The organism is Promicromonospora sp. NPDC019610, from assembly GCF_044389365.1.
Taxonomy (GTDB): domain Bacteria; phylum Actinomycetota; class Actinomycetes; order Actinomycetales; family Cellulomonadaceae; genus Promicromonospora.
Genome location: NZ_JBIRXX010000002.1, coordinates 1,554,642 through 1,569,717, shown reverse-complemented (window position 1 = coordinate 1,569,717; position 15,076 = coordinate 1,554,642). Strand labels below are relative to the sequence as shown.

Below are 15,076 nucleotides of genomic sequence, written 5' to 3'. Positions count from 1 at the left end.
GGGCGGGGACTGGCTCACCGTGCCGTCGTGGTGGCACTGACCACGCTCGCCCTGTGCGTGGGCGGCGGCGCCGCATGGGCCTTCTGGGCCGACGGCGGGCTCGCCGCCGGTCCAGGAGGCCCGATCACTGCCGGCGTCCTGCCGGCCGCGGACACGGTCTGCACCGATACCGACGGTCAGCTGTTCGAGACGGCGCAGGTGACGTGGCCGGAGGTCAGCGCGCCCCGTGCGCTCGACTACACCGCGACGATCAACGACGAGCCGGTGGCGGTCACGGACAACGGGACGACCCGGGCCGTCGTGATCGACCAGACGGTCCTGGAGCAGCTCTTCGGCGGCTTGGCCGACGGCACCCTGACGGTCGAGGTGACGGGCTCGCTGCCCGGCACGGCCTGGACCGCGCCCGTCGCGACCGAGACGGTCCAGGCGGGCGTCGTCGTCCTGCCGCCGGGACTCACGCTGGAGTGCACCCCCTGACGTCCCTGCCAGGCAGGCCGCCGCCGTAAGATGGACGGTTGTGAGCAACCCGACCATCGGCGTCCTGGCCCTGCAGGGTGACGTCCGCGAGCACCTGGCCGCCCTCGAGTCCGTCGGCGCGCACGGCGTGACCGTGCGCCGTCCGGGGGAGCTGGCCGCGGTCGACGGGCTCGTGCTGCCCGGCGGCGAGTCCACGACGATCGACAAGCTGCTGCGCATCTTCGAGCTCCGCGACCTGCTGCAGGCCCGGATCAAGGAGGGCCTGCCGGTGTACGGCTCGTGCGCGGGCATGATCCTGCTCGCCGACCGGATCCTGGACGGGACCGCCGACCAGCAGACCGTCGGCGGCATGGACGTCGTCGTGCGGCGCAACGCGTTCGGCCGGCAGGTCGACTCGTTCGAGACCGACCTCGACTTCGCAGGGATCTCCGACGTCGACGACGGCGGCCCGGTGCGCACCGCGTTCATCCGTGCCCCGTGGATCGAGGAGGCCGGGCCTGAGGTCGAGGTGCTGTCCCGCATCCCGGCTGTGGATACGCAGGGCCGTCCTGTGGCGGCCGCCGGTAGGATTGTCGCAGCACGGCAGGGGTCGCTGCTCGCCACCGCCTTCCACCCCGAGATCACGGGGGACGCGCGCGTGCACGGGCTGTTCGTCAGCATGGTCGCGGGCGGCTGAGCGGGTTCCCTCGCCGTTCGTCAGCCAATTGATAAGAGCCATCGAAATGCAAGGAGTCAGGTAGAGGCATGTCAGGTCACTCCAAGTGGGCCACGACCAAGCACAAGAAGGCCGCGATCGACGCCAAGCGCGGCAAACTCTTCGCGAAGCTGATCAAGAACATCGAGGTCGCGGCGCGGACGGGCGGCGGCGACCTCGCCGGTAACCCGACGCTGTTCGACGCGGTCCAGAAGGCGAAGAAGTCGTCGGTCCCGAACGACAACATCGACCGCGCGCTGAAGCGCGGTTCGGGCGAGGGCGCCGACGCCGTCGACTACCAGACGATCATGTACGAGGGCTACGGCACCAACGGCATCGCCGTCCTGGTCGAGTGCCTCACCGACAACAAGAACCGGGCGGCCTCCGAGGTGCGCCTGGCGTTCTCCCGCAACGGCGGCAACCTCGCCGACCCGGGCTCGGTGTCGTACCTGTTCTCCCGCAAGGGCCTGATCGTGGTGCCGAAGGCCGACGGCGTGGGCGAGGACGAGGTCATGCTCGCCGCTCTCGACGCCGGCGCCGAGGACGTCACCGACCAGGGCGAGGTCATCGAGGTCCTCACCGAGGCGACCGACCTGGTGCCCGTGCGTACGGCCATCCAGGAGGCCGGCATCGAGTACGACTCGGCCGACGTGATCTTCCACCCCTCCATGCAGGTCGAGGTGGACGTGGAGGGTGCCCGCAAGATCATGCGCCTCATCGACGCGCTGGAGGACAGCGACGACGTGCAGAACGTCTACGCCAACTTCGACGCGAGCGACGAGGTCATGGCGGCGCTCGACGAGGAGGAGTAGGCACCTCCCGGCCGTGTCCGCCCGGGTGCCGGAACCGCACGTGAGAGGGTTTCTCCGTGCGCGTTCTCGGTGTTGATCCCGGTCTGACCAGGTGCGGCGTCGGCGTCGTCGACTCGCTGCCCGGGCGGCGGGCCCGGATGGTCGCCGTCGGCGTCATCCGCTCGGACGTGGACCTGTCCACGGACCTGCGACTGCTACGCATCGCGGAGGGCCTCGACGCGTGGCTCGACGAGCACGTGCCCGACGTGGTGGCGGTCGAGCGCGTCTTCGCGCAGCACAACGTCGGCACGGTGATGGGGACCGCCCAGGCGGCGGGCCTGGCCATGGTGGCCGCGGCCCGCCGCGGTGTGCCCGTCGCGCTGCACACCCCGTCGGAGGTCAAGGCGGCCGTGACCGGGTCGGGGCGCGCCGACAAGGCGCAGGTGACGACGATGATCACCCGCATCCTCGACCTCGACGAGGCCCCGCGGCCCGCCGACGCCGCCGACGCGCTCGCGCTCGCCGTCTGCCACCTGTGGCGCCCCGCCGGGGCCCTGCAGGGCGGCGACCGGCACGAGCTCACGCCCGCGCAGCGCGCCTGGGCCGCGGCCGAGCAGGCCGCCAAGCAGCACCCCCGCCGCTGACGGCGTGCCTCCCCGGAGGGCACCCCACGCTTGTTAGGCTCCTCGCACGAACGTTCGATACCGGAACATCCGGCGAGTGAACATCCAGCAAGGAGGGGGAGCCCGTGATCGCCTCGCTGACGGGGACCGTGGCCTACGTGAGCCTGGACCGCGCGGTGGTCGACGTCGGCGGCGTCGGCTACCTGGTGCACGCCACGCCCGCCACGCTGGCCGCGCTGCGCGTCGGCGAGACCGCCGGCGTCGCCACGAGCATGGTGGTCCGCGAGGACTCGATGACGCTGTACGGGTTCGGCGACCCCGACGAGCGGGACGTGTTCGAGGTGGTGCAGACCGTCTCCGGCGTCGGGCCGCGTCTGGCGCTCGCCATGCTCGCGGTGCACACCCCGGACGCCCTGCGCCGTGCCGTCGCCGGCGAGGACCTCGCCGCGCTGACCCGCGTCCCGGGCATCGGCCGCAAGGGCGCCCAGCGCATCGTGCTGGAGCTCGGCGACCGGCTCGGGCCGCCGTCCGGCACCGGCGTGGCGGAGCCCGCGCCCAGCGCCGCCGCTGGGGCCACCGACCACTCCGAGCGAGTCGTGGAGGCCCTCGCGGGCCTGGGCTGGCCCGCCAAGCAGGCCGACGACGCCGTGGCGAAGGTGCTCGCCGAGGCGGGCGCCGACACCGTGGCGGCCGACGAGGTCGCCTCGACGCTGCGCGCGGCCTTGCGTGTGCTGGGAGGCCACCGTGGCTGACGTCTCGACCGAGACGGAGGGCGGCGGCCGCATCGTCGCCCCGAGCGCCGACGAGATCGAGCGGGCCGCCGAGGCCGCGCTGCGCCCCAAGCGGCTCGACGACTTCGTGGGCCAGCGCGTGGTGCGCGACCAGCTCTCCCTGGTGCTGCAGGCCGCGATGGCGCGCGGCAACCCGCCCGACCACGTGCTCCTGTCCGGCCCGCCCGGCCTCGGCAAGACGACGCTGGCCATGATCATCGCGGGCGAGCTCGAGTCGCACCTGCGCCTGACCAGCGGGCCCGCCATCCAGCACGCGGGCGACCTCGCCGCCGTCCTGTCCTCCCTGGAGGAGGGCGACGTGCTGTTCATCGACGAGATCCACCGCCTCGCGCGTCCCGCCGAGGAGCTGCTCTACGTCGCCATGGAGGACTTCCGGGTCGACGTCGTGGTCGGCAAGGGCGCCGGGGCGTCCGCGATCCCGCTCGCGCTGCCGCGGTTCACCGTGGTCGGCGCCACCACGCGTTCCGGCCTGCTGCCCGCCCCGCTGCGCGACCGCTTCGGGTTCACCGGGCACATGGACTACTACTCGCCCCAGGAGCTGGAGCGGGTCATCCTGCGCTCCGCCGGCCTGCTCGGCGTGCACCTCGACCACGCCGCCGCGCACGAGATCGCCGGCCGCTCCCGTGGCACGCCCCGCATCGCGAACCGGCTGCTGCGCCGCGTGCGCGACTGGGCCCAGGTGCGCGGCGACGGCCGGCTCGACCTGAACGCCGCCCGGGCCGCCCTGGAGGTCTACGAGGTCGACCTCATCGGCCTCGACCGGCTCGACCGCGCCGTGCTCACCGCCCTGTGCACCCGGTTCGGCGGCGGACCCGTGGGCCTGTCCACGCTCGCCATGACCGTGGGGGAGGAGGCCGAGACCGTCGAGACCGTCGCCGAGCCCTACCTCGTGCGCGAGGGACTGGTCGGGCGCACCCCGCGCGGCCGCGTCGCGACCCTCGCCGCGTGGGAGCACCTGGGCCTCACGCCGCCCCCGCAGGCGACCGGCAGCACGGCCGGGACGACGACCGGCCCCGCGACCGGGACCACCGGCCCGGGAACTTTGCTCGACCCCTGACGTTGTCGTTGTGGCGCCCCCGCAGCGGGCAGCCCGGGGATCCACGCCCGAGCACTACACTGGTTGGGATCCTCGTCGTGCGCCACGAACGTGCGCAGCACATCCGACACAGCAATCGAACAGGGACCTCACCGTGGAAATGCTCATTCTCGTCGCGATCCTCCTCGTGGCGATGTTCTTCATGTCCTCCCGCACCCGCAAGCAGCAGCGCGCGGCAGCGGAGTTCCGGAACAACCTCACGGTCGGGGCCAAGGTCATGACCGCCTCCGGGATGATCGGGACCGTCGTCGACGTGGACGAAGCGAACGACCAGGTGACCATCGAGTCCGTCCCCGGCAGCCAGACCACCTGGCTCCGTGCCGCCATCTCCAAGCAGGTCGAGGAGCCCGTCGCCGACGACGCGGACACCGACAACACGGCAGATGAGGCCGACGTCACAGCAAAGAGCGAAACGGGAAGTACGATCAGCCCCGACGCGACCGACGTCCCCGACGATCTGTCTGGCCTCGACACCGCCCAGCGCGAGTACCGGGAGCAGCAGCGACGGGACGCCGACGCAGACGGCAAGTGACGGCCGCGCCGTCCGGTGACCCCGGACGGCGCCGAACCCGCGCCGGACGTACCCCGGCGCGCACACGAGAAGAGACAGACGTTGGCGACTGACACCCGGCGCTCGCGGCCGGTTCGCACGATCGTGCTCCTGACGATCCTGACGATCCTGCTGCCCTTCGGCGCCCTCTTGGCAGGTTGGCAGCTCGACGGAAAGTCGAGCGACAATCCGGACGGCGCGAGCCTCGCACCCGGTCTGGCCCTCGACCTCCAGGGCGGCACCCAGGTCATCCTGAAGGCCGTCACCTCGGACGGCTCCGAGATCACCCCGGAGGCGATGGAAGAGGCCATCGGCGTGATCCGGCAGCGGGTGGACGCCAACGGCGTGACCGAGGCCGAGATCGCCAGCCAGGGCAACAACCAGATCGTGGTCGAGATCCCCGGCCAGGTGGACGACGAGACCGTCGCGCTGATCTCCAAGGCCGCGCAGATGAAGTTCCGCCCGGTCCTGGCCATCGGCAACCCGGTCCCGACGACGCAGCCCTCGGCGAGCCCGTCGGCGTCCGCGGACGGCAAGGGCGAGGACGCCTCCGCCGACGGCGACGCTGCCGCGGCGGACGAGCCGACCAAGAAGGAGCTCGCCGAACAGGACGAGGCCATCAAGGCGGCCACCGACCCGTCCGACCTGGCGCAGATCACGCCGTCGGTCCAGGCCGAGTACGACGCGCTGGACTGCACCGACCCCAAGAACCTCGAGGGCGGCGGCGGGGACAACCCCGACCGGCTGCTCGTGACGTGCGACCAGACCGGCGCGGCCAAGTACATCCTGGGCCCCGTCGAGGTGGACGGCACCAACCTGACCAGCGCGTCGTCGGGCCTCATGCCCGGCGCGAACGGGACGGTCACCAACGAGTGGGGCGTCAACCTCGACTTCAACTCGCAGGGCACCAAGGAGTTCCGTGAGACCACGGAGCGCCTGGTGAACCTGGAGCAGCCGCGCAACCAGTTCGCCATCGTGCTGGACGGCCTGGTCGTCTCGGCGCCGAGCACGAACGTCGCGATCACCAACGGCCAGGCGCAGATCTCGGGTTCCTTCACCCAGGAGTCGGCCGCCACGCTGGCCAACCAGCTGAGCTTCGGCTCGCTGCCGCTGACCTTCCAGGTCGAGGGGCAGAACCAGATCTCCGCCACGCTCGGTTCCGAGCAGCTCCAACGCGGCCTGTTCGCCGGCCTGATCGGCCTGGCGCTGGTCGTCGTCTACTCGCTGTTCCAGTACCGCGCGCTCGGCCTGCTCACCGTGGCCTCGCTGGTCGTGGCCGGCGCCATGACCTACGTGGTGATCGCCCTCCTGAGCTGGGGCATGGGCTACCGCCTGTCCCTGCCGGGTGTCGCCGGTCTGATCGTGGCCATCGGCTTCACCGCGGACTCGTTCATCGTGTACTTCGAACGTATCCGGGACGAGCTACGCGACGGCAGGACCCTGCGGCTGGCGGTCCAGCGCGGCTGGGTCCGCGCGCGCCGCACGATCTACGCCGCCAAGGCCGTGAACCTGCTGTCCGCCGTCATCCTGTACTTCATGACCGTGGGCGGTGTGCGCGGCTTCGCGTTCACCCTCGGCCTGACCACGATCATCGACGTCATGGTGGTCATCTGGTTCACGCACCCGGTGATGGAGCTGCTCGCCAAGGTGCCGTTCTTCCGTGACGGGCACAAGGCCTCCGGCCTGTCCCCGGACCGGATCGAGGTGACGCCGCGGTACCGGGGCGCCGGCCGGCTCTCCGGCGGGAAGCCCGACGCGACGAGCGACGTCCCCGACTTCGGCACCGCCGAGCCCGACCGGGAGCTGGTCACGGCGCAGTCCGTGACCCCGGCGCCGCGCACCGCCGAGGACGGCCGCAGGATGACGATCGCGGAGCGGCGTGCCGCCGAGCGCAAGGCTGCCGCAGGGTCCGCAGACGCGACCCAGCAGGCTCAGAACGAGGAGAACAGCTGATGGCGCGGGGTGGCTTCGCTCAGTGGGGTAACGACCTCTACACCGGTCGCAGGTCGTACCCGATCGTCCAGAAGCGTCGGCTCTGGTACACGATCGTCGGGGTGTTCTCGGTCGCGTCGATCCTGGTGCTGGGCCTGCAGGGCCTCAACCTCGGTATCGACTTCCGCGGTGGCTCCGAGTTCACGGTCTCCGGCGCGTCGACCACGGACGAGGACGTCGCGATCGAGGCGGTCGCGACGGTGGCTCCCGGCGAGGAGCCCCACATCAGCCAGGTCGGCGCGAACGCCGTCCGCGTCCAGGTCTCGCAGCTCGACAACGAGCAGACCGACCAGGTCGGCCAGGCGCTCGCCGATGCCTATGGCGTCGACGTCAGCGAGGTCACGTCGAACTTCATCGGCCCGACCTGGGGCCAGTCCGTGAGCATGCGGGCCCTGTGGGGCACCGTCGCGTTCGTGCTGGCGGCCGCGGTCTTCATGGCGATCTACTTCCGCGCCTGGCGCATGTCGGTGGCGGCCGTCGTCGCGATGCTCACCGACGTGCTGGTCTCGGCCGGCGTGTACGCGGTGATCGGCTGGGAGGTCACGCCGTCCACGATCATCGGCTTCCTGACCATCCTGGGCTTCTCGCTGTACGACAAGATGGTCGTCTTCGACAAGGTGCGCGAGAACACGGCCGCGGTGACCGAGCAGACCCGCAGCACCTACGCCGAGCGGGCAAACCTCGCGGTGAACCAGACCCTGGTCCGGTCCATCAACACCTCCGTGGTGGCGCTGCTGCCGGTCGCGGGCATCCTCTTCGTGGGTGGCTTCCTGCTGGGCGCCGGCACGCTGAAGGACATCTCGCTGTCCCTGTTCGTCGGTATCGCCGCGGGCGCGCTGTCGTCGCTCTTCTTCGCGACGCCGCTCGACGTGACGCTGCGGGAGCGCGAGCCCAAGATCGCGGCCCACACCAAGAAGGTCATGGACCTGCGCGCGGGTCTCGTGGCCGAGGGTGCGGACGAGGGCATGCTTGCCGCCGCCGCGTCCGGTTCGGCCCAGCTTGTCCCGGGTCACCACCAGGGACAGGCCGCTCAGCCCAGGCGTCGCCGGTAGGCTCACGCCTCGTGGCAGACGACATGACCGACGTCGCCCTCTCCGGCCTGCTGCCGGAGAGGGCGACGCGCGTTCGCGACCTGATCGCGGACGTCCCGAACTTTCCCTCTCCCGGTGTGCTGTTCAAGGACATCACGCCCCTGCTGGCCGACGCCGAGGGCCTGGCCGACGTCGTGGAGGCGTTCACGCGCCTCGCGCTGGCCGACGGCGTCGACGTGGTGGCCGGCATGGAGGCCCGCGGCTTCCTGCTGGGCGCGCCCGTGGCCCACGCGCTCGGGCTGGGCTTCCTGCCCCTGCGCAAGGCGGGCAAGCTCCCGCCGCCCACGCACAGCGTGTCGTACGACCTGGAATACGGCTCCGCGGCCATCGAGCTGCGCTCGGGAACACTCACCCCCGGTGCGCGCGTTCTCATCATCGACGACGTTCTCGCCACGGGCGGTACCGCGGCGGCCGCAGCAGAGCTGGTGGAGCAGTGCGGTGGAGTCGTCTCCGGGCTCGCCTTCCTGATCGAGCTGGAGGCGCTTCACGGGCGCGACAGGCTCCAGGGCCACAACGTCGATACTCTCCTGCGGGTGGACACCCTGTCCGGTCAATGATCGGGTCGGACGGCGAATAGAGGTCCAGGGCTAGACTGGCGACTCCGGGTCTCAACCCGGGGAAGGAGGCGCGTACATGGCGGAGAACACGGTGTCACGCGCTCCGGTGCCCGAGAAGAACCCGCCCACCCCTCCGGGCGGCAACCGGATGCGCAACCGGCTGGTGCGTCTGGGCGTGCGCAGCATCGGTGGCGGCACCCCGGCGGCGATCGAGCCGCTGCTGCAGGCGATCCGCAGCAACCACCCCAAGGCCGACGTCGCCCTGATCGAGCGCGCCTACGTGGTGGCCGAGAAGGCCCACCGTGGGCAGATGCGCAAGAGCGGCGACCCCTACATCACGCACCCCGTGGCGGTCTCCACGATCCTCGCCGAGCTCGGCTTCGAGGGCACGACGATCGCGGCCGCGCTGCTGCACGACACGGTGGAGGACACCGACTACTCGCTGGACACGCTGCGCGCGGACTTCGGTGACGACGTCGCGCTGCTCGTGGACGGCGTGACCAAGCTCGACAAGGTGAAGTACGGCGACGCGGCCCAGGCCGAGACCGTGCGCAAGATGGTCGTGGCCATGGCCAAGGACATCCGCGTGCTGGTCATCAAGCTGGCCGACCGCCTGCACAACGCCCGCACCTGGAAGTACGTGCCGTCCAAGTCGGCGGAGCGCAAGGCGCGCGAGACGGTCGAGATCTACGCGCCGCTGGCCCACCGGCTGGGCATGAACACGATCAAGTGGGAGCTGGAGGACCTCTCCTTCCAGACCCTGTACCCCAAGGTGTACGACGAGATCGTGCACCTGGTGGCCGAGCGCGCCCCCGCCCGCGAGGAGTACCTCGGCGTGGTGCGCGGGCAGATCGAGTCGGACCTGCGCAGCGCGAAGATCAAGGCCACCGTGACGGGCCGGCCGAAGCACTACTACTCGATCTACCAGAAGATGATCGTGCGCGGTCACGACTTCGCGGAGATCTACGACCTCGTCGGCACGCGCGTCCTCGTGGACACCGTGCGCGACTGCTACGCGGCGCTCGGCGCCATGCACGCGCGGTGGAACCCGGTCCCTGGCCGGTTCAAGGACTACATCGCGATGCCGAAGTTCAACATGTACCAGTCGCTGCACACGACGGTGATCGGCCCGGGCGGCAAGCCCGTGGAGATCCAGATCCGTACGCACGACATGCACCGGCGCGCCGAGTACGGCGTCGCCGCGCACTGGAAGTACAAGGAGAAGACGCCGGCGGCGGGCGGCAACGACCCGAAGAACCAGGACATGGCCTGGCTGCGCCAGCTCGTGGACTGGCAGCGCGAGACGGCCGACCCGGCGGAGTTCCTCGACTCGCTGCGGTTCGAGATCGGCGGCGACGAGGTCTACGTCTTCACGCCGAAGGGTTCGGCCATGGCGCTGCCCGGCGGCGCCACGCCGGTCGACTTCGCGTACGCCGTGCACACCGAGGTGGGCCACCGCACCATGGGCGCGCGCGTGAACGGCCGGCTGGTGCCGCTGGACTCCCCGCTGGAGAACGGCGACGTCGTCGACATCCTCACCTCCAAGTCGGAGACCGCGGGGCCGAGCCGCGACTGGCTCGGGTTCGTGAAGTCGCCGCGCGCGCGCAACAAGATCCGGCAGTGGTTCACCAAGGAGCGCCGCGAGGAGGCCGTCGAGACCGGCAAGGACTCGATCGCCAAGGCCATGCGCAAGCAGGGCCTGCCCATCCAGCGCCTCATGTCGCACGAGACCCTCGTCGGGGTCGCGGACGAGATGAACTACCAGGACGTGTCCGCGCTGTACGCGGCCGTCGGCGAGGGCCAGATCTCCTCGGCCCACGTGGTCGAGAAGCTGGTCAAGGCGCTCGGCGGGGCGGACGGCGCGGAGGAGGACGTCGCCGAGGCGGCCCGGCCCGGCGGCCTCACCGCCCGGCGCGTGCGGTCGGGCGACCCGGGCGTCATGCTCAAGGGCTCCGAGTCCGCCGACGTGTGGGTCAAGCTCGCCAAGTGCTGCACCCCGGTGCCGGGCGACGACATCGTCGGCTTCGTGACCCGCGGCCAGGGCGTGAGCGTGCACCGCACCGACTGCGTGAACCTGGACGGGCTGCGCAAGCAGCCGGAGCGCCTGGTCGAGGTGGAGTGGACGCAGGGCGCGAACACGATGTTCCTGGTGCAGATCCAGGTCGAGGCGCTCGACCGCTCGCGGCTCCTGTCGGACGTCACCCGCGTGCTGTCCGAGAACCACGTGAACATCCTCTCCGCGTTCGTCTCGACGTCGGACGACCGGCTGGCGGTCTCCCGGTTCATCTTCGAGATGGCCGAGCCCGCGCACCTCGCGACGGTGCTGTCGGCCGTGCGCAAGGTCGAGGGCGTGTTCGACGTGCACCGCATCACCGGCACCAAGCCGGTCGAGCGGCCGCAGCTGCCGGTCTGATCCGTCCTGTCAGACGTACAGGTCTCGGGTGACCTGTACGTCTGACACGTCAGGACGTCCCCGGAGCCCCTGGCAGCAGCTCGCCCAGGTCGAAGCTGACCGGCTCCTCGAGCTGCTCGTACGTGCAGGACGCCGGCTCGCGGTCCGGACGCCAGCGCTTGAACTGGGACGTGTGCCGGAACCGGGAGCCCTCCATGTGGTCGTAGCCCACCTCGAGCACCCGCTCGGGCCGCAGGGGGGTGAACGACAGGTCCTTGCCCGAGCTCCAGCGCGACTGCGCGCCGGGCAGGCGGTCGCCCTCCTCGGCCTTCGTGGGGTCGGTCCACCCCTGCCACGGGTGCTCCTCGGCCGCGGGCGTCCCGGGCTCCACGACGAGCGGCGCGAGCTCCGCGATCAGCTCGGCGCGCCGGGTGGCCGGGAACGACGCGGCGACGCCGACGAACTGCAGGCGTGGGCCGTCGTCGGTCTCGTCCCACAGGCCGAGCAGCAGCGAGCCGAGCAGCGGTTGCTCGGCGCTCGAGGTCTTGTGCAGCCGGTAGCCGGCCAGCACGACGTCGGCGGTCCGGGTGTGCTTGATCTTGAGCATGGTGCGCTTGTTGGGCGCGTACGGGCCGTCCGCGAGCTTGGCGACGACGCCGTCCAGGCCCGCGCCCTCGAACGAGCCGAACCACTCGGCGGCCTCGGCGGCGTCCTGGGTGCGGGGTGTCGCGAACACGAGCGGACCGGTCAGGCCGAGGCCGTCCAGGGCCGCGATCCGCTCGGTCAGCGGCCGGTCCATGAGGTCGTCGTCGCCGAGGGCCAGCACGTCGAACACCACGAGCGCGGCGGGGGTGGTCTCGGCGAGCATGTTCACGCGGGACTCCGCGGGATGGATGCGCTGGGACAGCAGCTCGAAGTTCAGGTGCGCGGCGCCGTGTCCGGGCCGCTGGGCGATGACGATCTCGCCGTCGACCACGCACCGTTCGGGCAGGGCCTCGCGGACGGCGGCGACGACGTCCGGGAAGTAGCGCTCCATCGGCTTGGCGTTGCGGGAGTCGATGCGTACCTCGTCGCCGTCGCGGTAGACGATGGCGCGGAACCCGTCCCACTTGGGCTCGTAGACGTACGCGGGGCCGGCGTCGTCGCCGGCGGGCTGGGCAGGCACCGAGGGCACGCTCTTGGCGAGCATCGGCCGGACCGGGGGCTGCACGGGCAGGTTGAGTGTGGTCACGGGTACGAGCCTGCCTCAGCGCGGCGCGTAGCGCAGGTAGACGCAGCCGCTGTCGAACGTCCGCGAGTCCACGAGGCGCAGCCGCAGCCGGGCGTCCCGGGGCAGGGCCGGCAGCCCGCCACCCACGACCTCGGGGTAGACCACGAAGCGGAAGTCGTCCACGAGGCCCTCCCGGATGAACTCCGCGGCCACGGTGGGCCCGCCGATCGAGACGACGCCGGGCGCGCAGTTCACGATGCGTCGCAGCTCGCCGGGCTGCAGGTCACGCACGAGCCGGGTCCGGGCCGACGTCACGGCGTCCTGCGGCAGGGACGACGACGCGACGATCTTGTCGACGCCCTGCCAGATCTGCGCGTACCGGTCCATGTGCGGGTTCGGGTCAGGCCCGGGGTCGTGCGTCTCCCAGTAGACCATCGTCTCGTACATGCGCCGGCCGTGGACGTAGACGGCGACGTCCGACTCGTTCTCGTTGACGAACGCGAGGAGCTCGTCGGTCGGCTGCGTGAAGTCGAAGCTTCCCTCGGCGTCGACCGTGTACCCGTCGGCGGACATGTTCGCGGTGTAGCGCAGCGTTCCCATGCCCATTCGACGCCGGACGCGCGCCGGACTCATCGGCCCGTGCACGTGCGAGCGGGGTGAGATCGGGCGAGGGTGGAGAAGAACGACCAGCACCGTCGGGAGGATCGACCATGCCGAAGCGTGACCCGGGACCGAGCGTCAAGGACAAGGAGCTGTACGAGAAGCTCCGCGACGAGGGCAGCTCCAAGGAGAAGTCCGCCCGCATCGCCAACGCGGCCGCGAACACGTCGCGCAAGAGCGTCGGCCGCAAGGGCGGGAAAGCGGGCGACTACGACGACTGGACGGTCGAGAAGCTGCGCAAGCGGGCCGCCGAGATCGGCATCGAGGGCCGCTCCACGATGCGCAAGGACGACCTGATCAAGGCGCTGCGGTCGCACTGACGGCCGCACCGTCCGTGGCGTGGCCCCGGCGCGGCCGTGGGGTGATCACTCCGTGACGGCGTCCTTGCTGCGGTCGCGGTCCTTGTCGCGGCTGGGCTGGACCCGCTTCGGTTCGCCCGGCATCTTCGGGTACTCGGGCGGGTAGGGGAGGTCCTCCAGGCCGTCCGACTCGTCGCGCGCCGCCAGGTCGAGGGCGGCGTCGAGCGAGCAGTCCAGCGCCGGGTCCCGGTCGGCGCGCAGCGCGGCGAACAGGTCGCCGCGCTCGGCGAACCGGCCGGGTGCCGTGAGCACGTCGAAGTCGTCGGGGTACACGTCGGCCACCTCGTCCCAGTCCAGGGGCATCGAGACCGTCGCCCGGCCGTTCGCCCGGATCGACCACGCGGAGGCGATGGTGCGGTCGCGGGCCATCTGGTTGTAGTCCACGAAGATCGCCTCGCCGCGCTCCTCCTTCCACCAGCGCGTGGTGACCTGTCCGGGCAGCCGGCGCTCCAGCTCACGCCCGATCGCGATCGTCGCCCGCCGCGCCTCGATGAACGTCCACCGCGGCTCCAGCGGCACGAACACGTGCAGCCCCCGGCCGCCGGACGTCTTGGGGTACCCCCGCAGGTCCAGCTCGCCGAGCAGCTCCCGCAGGTGCGGCGCCACGGCGGCGGCGTCGGAGAAGTCCGTGCCGGGCTGCGGGTCCAGGTCGATACGGAGCTGGTCCACCGCCTCGACGTCGTCCCGTCGCACCGGCCAGGGGTGGAACGTGAGCGTGCCCATGTTGGCCGCCCACGCCACCACGGCGGGCTCCGTGGGGCAGACCTCGTCCGCCGTCCGGCCCGACGGGAACGCGATGGTCGCGGTCTCCACGTAGCTCGGCGCGCCCCGCGGGATGCGCTTCTGGTAGAAGCCGTCTCCCTTCGGGTCGTCCGGCTTGGGCATGCGTGTGGCGAGGTGCGCGCCCTCGTGCCACCCCTTGGGCCAGCGCTCCAGCGTGGTGGGGCGGTGCAGCAGGGCGCCGGTGATGCCGTCGGCGACGGCGACGAAGTACTCGACGACCTGGAGCTTGGTGATGCCACGGGGGAAGACGACGCGGTCCGGGCTCGTCACGCGCACGGTACGGCCCGCGACGTCGAGCTCCACAGCGGGTGTCTTGGATCCGGCCATGGACCGAACCTAGCCCGCCAGCAGCTCCTGCGCCGCAGAAAGGGCCCGGTGCGCCGCCGGCCGGCCGACCACGCGGGCCCGCCGGTCCAGCAGTGCGGCGGCCTGCCGCAGGTCCGTCCCGGCCCGCGCCAGGGCCACCAGGACGGGCACGGCGGCCTCCTGTGGCGCGGTACAGGCGACGTCGACGGCGGTCCGGGCGCGGCTCGTCACCGGCACCCCGGCATGGTGCTCGGTGTCCCGACCGAGAGCCGGCGCGCGGCGCGCGACCTGGCCGGGACGCGGCACGGGCCGGTGGGTGTCGGGGGAGTAGGCCAGCTCGACCGGGGCGTCCTCCGGCCAGGACGGCGCGGCGACGCCGTCGTACAGGCCCGTGTGGACCCACGCCGCCGTGGCGGCGCCCAGGACGCAGCGCGCGGGCACCTCGCCGGCGAGCGCCAGGGCGCGGTGCGCCGGACCCACCACCGAACCTGCGCCGACCGCCGCGCCGTCGTGCAGCTCGACCAGCGCGCCCGCCCGCCGCAGCTCCGTCCACGCCACCGGCCCGCCCACGTGCGCCGGGGTGAGCACGAGCGGCGGCGCCGTCGGCTCCGGATCGAGCAGCGCGGCGAGGGACGGGAACGGCATGCGCAGAACCTACGCGCAGCGGGCCCGGTCGCGCACTGCGCGACCGGGCCCGCTGTGGA

16 protein-coding genes are annotated in these 15,076 nt (G+C 71.8%); 12 read left to right on the top strand and 4 right to left on the bottom strand.

Going from position 1 to position 15,076, the window contains the following annotated elements; translation table 11 throughout:
- Positions 1–27: 27 nt before the first annotated feature.
- From ACH45N_RS18650 to ACH45N_RS18600, 11 genes are all read left to right on the top strand, one after another.
- A complete protein-coding gene (locus ACH45N_RS18650; RefSeq protein ID WP_397396519.1) occupies positions 28–477 on the top strand; it encodes a hypothetical protein in 450 nt (149 codons plus the stop codon).
- 40 nt (positions 478–517) lie between these two features.
- A complete protein-coding gene (gene pdxT, locus ACH45N_RS18645; RefSeq protein ID WP_036963115.1) occupies positions 518–1,153 on the top strand; it encodes a pyridoxal 5'-phosphate synthase glutaminase subunit PdxT in 636 nt (211 codons plus the stop codon).
- A gap of 68 nt (positions 1,154–1,221) precedes the next feature.
- On the top strand, positions 1,222–1,983 hold the full coding sequence (locus ACH45N_RS18640) for a YebC/PmpR family DNA-binding transcriptional regulator (protein ID WP_285102438.1): 762 nt from the start codon (positions 1,222–1,224) through the stop codon (positions 1,981–1,983).
- Positions 1,984–2,039: 56 nt separating this feature from the next.
- A complete protein-coding gene (gene ruvC / locus ACH45N_RS18635; RefSeq protein WP_397396516.1) occupies positions 2,040–2,606 on the top strand; it encodes a crossover junction endodeoxyribonuclease RuvC in 567 nt (188 codons plus the stop codon).
- Between the two features lie 104 nt (positions 2,607–2,710).
- On the top strand, positions 2,711–3,337 hold the full coding sequence (ruvA, locus tag ACH45N_RS18630) for a Holliday junction branch migration protein RuvA (RefSeq protein WP_397396514.1): 627 nt from the start codon (positions 2,711–2,713) through the stop codon (positions 3,335–3,337).
- Positions 3,330–4,433, top strand: coding sequence for a Holliday junction branch migration DNA helicase RuvB (gene ruvB, locus ACH45N_RS18625; protein WP_397396512.1), 1,104 nt, complete (start codon positions 3,330–3,332; stop codon positions 4,431–4,433). The genes ruvA and ruvB overlap by 8 nt, the downstream gene beginning before the upstream one ends.
- A gap of 139 nt (positions 4,434–4,572) precedes the next feature.
- Positions 4,573–5,004, top strand: coding sequence for a preprotein translocase subunit YajC (gene yajC, locus ACH45N_RS18620; protein ID WP_397397516.1), 432 nt, complete (start codon positions 4,573–4,575; stop codon positions 5,002–5,004).
- Between the two features lie 81 nt (positions 5,005–5,085).
- Positions 5,086–6,975: a protein translocase subunit SecD gene (gene secD / locus ACH45N_RS18615; protein WP_397396510.1), complete on the top strand. Its 1,890-nt coding sequence runs from the start codon at positions 5,086–5,088 to the stop codon at positions 6,973–6,975.
- Positions 6,975–8,066: a protein translocase subunit SecF gene (gene secF, locus ACH45N_RS18610; protein WP_397396508.1), complete on the top strand. Its 1,092-nt coding sequence runs from the start codon at positions 6,975–6,977 to the stop codon at positions 8,064–8,066. The genes secD and secF overlap by 1 nt, the downstream gene beginning before the upstream one ends.
- Positions 8,067–8,089: 23 nt before the next feature.
- Positions 8,090–8,662, top strand: a complete 573-nt coding sequence (locus ACH45N_RS18605; RefSeq protein ID WP_397397514.1) for an adenine phosphoribosyltransferase — start codon at positions 8,090–8,092, stop codon at positions 8,660–8,662.
- 76 nt (positions 8,663–8,738) lie between these two features.
- Positions 8,739–11,075 (top strand): RelA/SpoT family protein, encoded by a 2,337-nt coding sequence (locus ACH45N_RS18600; protein ID WP_397396506.1) that lies wholly within the window; start codon positions 8,739–8,741, stop codon positions 11,073–11,075.
- Between the two features lie 49 nt (positions 11,076–11,124).
- On the opposite strand, the gene ACH45N_RS18595 is transcribed toward ACH45N_RS18600, so the two are convergent.
- On the bottom strand, positions 11,125–12,285 hold the full coding sequence (locus ACH45N_RS18595; RefSeq protein WP_397396504.1) for an ATP-dependent DNA ligase: 1,161 nt from the start codon (positions 12,283–12,285) through the stop codon (positions 11,125–11,127).
- A gap of 15 nt (positions 12,286–12,300) precedes the next feature.
- Positions 12,301–12,864, bottom strand: a complete 564-nt coding sequence (locus ACH45N_RS18590; RefSeq protein ID WP_397396502.1) for a dihydrofolate reductase family protein — start codon at positions 12,862–12,864, stop codon at positions 12,301–12,303.
- A 110-nt stretch (positions 12,865–12,974) separates the two neighbouring features.
- On the opposite strand from ACH45N_RS18590, the gene ACH45N_RS18585 reads away from it, so the two are divergent.
- On the top strand, positions 12,975–13,244 hold the full coding sequence (locus tag ACH45N_RS18585; RefSeq protein ID WP_397396500.1) for a Rho termination factor N-terminal domain-containing protein: 270 nt from the start codon (positions 12,975–12,977) through the stop codon (positions 13,242–13,244).
- Positions 13,245–13,289: 45 nt separating this feature from the next.
- Here the strand turns inward: ACH45N_RS18585 and ACH45N_RS18580 are convergent, their stop codons facing one another.
- Together ACH45N_RS18580 and ACH45N_RS18575 are read right to left on the bottom strand one after the other, a co-directional pair.
- The gene (locus ACH45N_RS18580) at positions 13,290–14,393 is read right to left on the bottom strand and encodes a DNA polymerase domain-containing protein (RefSeq protein ID WP_397396498.1); all 1,104 of its coding nucleotides are present in this window, start codon (positions 14,391–14,393) and stop codon (positions 13,290–13,292) included.
- Positions 14,394–14,402: 9 nt separating this feature from the next.
- Positions 14,403–15,017 carry a hypothetical protein gene (locus tag ACH45N_RS18575; RefSeq protein ID WP_397396496.1) on the bottom strand — a complete coding sequence of 205 codons (615 nt, stop codon included), beginning with the start codon at positions 15,015–15,017 and terminating at the stop codon, positions 14,403–14,405.
- Between the last annotated feature and the right edge of the window lie 59 nt (positions 15,018–15,076).

Coding starts and splice junctions, on each gene's coding strand:
- ACH45N_RS18640 (WP_285102438.1), top strand. CDS start 1,222: ATGTCAGGTCACTCCAAGTGGGCCACGACCAAGCACAAGAAGGCCGCG.
- yajC (WP_397397516.1), top strand. CDS start 4,573: ATGCTCATTCTCGTCGCGATCCTCCTCGTGGCGATGTTCTTCATGTCC.
- secF (WP_397396508.1), top strand. CDS start 6,975: ATGGCGCGGGGTGGCTTCGCTCAGTGGGGTAACGACCTCTACACCGGT.
- ACH45N_RS18605 (WP_397397514.1), top strand. CDS start 8,090: ATGACCGACGTCGCCCTCTCCGGCCTGCTGCCGGAGAGGGCGACGCGC.
- ACH45N_RS18600 (WP_397396506.1), top strand. CDS start 8,739: ATGGCGGAGAACACGGTGTCACGCGCTCCGGTGCCCGAGAAGAACCCG.
- ACH45N_RS18590 (WP_397396502.1), bottom strand. CDS start 12,864: ATGGGAACGCTGCGCTACACCGCGAACATGTCCGCCGACGGGTACACG.
- ACH45N_RS18585 (WP_397396500.1), top strand. CDS start 12,975: ATGCCGAAGCGTGACCCGGGACCGAGCGTCAAGGACAAGGAGCTGTAC.
- ACH45N_RS18580 (WP_397396498.1), bottom strand. CDS start 14,393: ATGGCCGGATCCAAGACACCCGCTGTGGAGCTCGACGTCGCGGGCCGT.
- ACH45N_RS18575 (WP_397396496.1), bottom strand. CDS start 15,017: ATGCCGTTCCCGTCCCTCGCCGCGCTGCTCGATCCGGAGCCGACGGCG.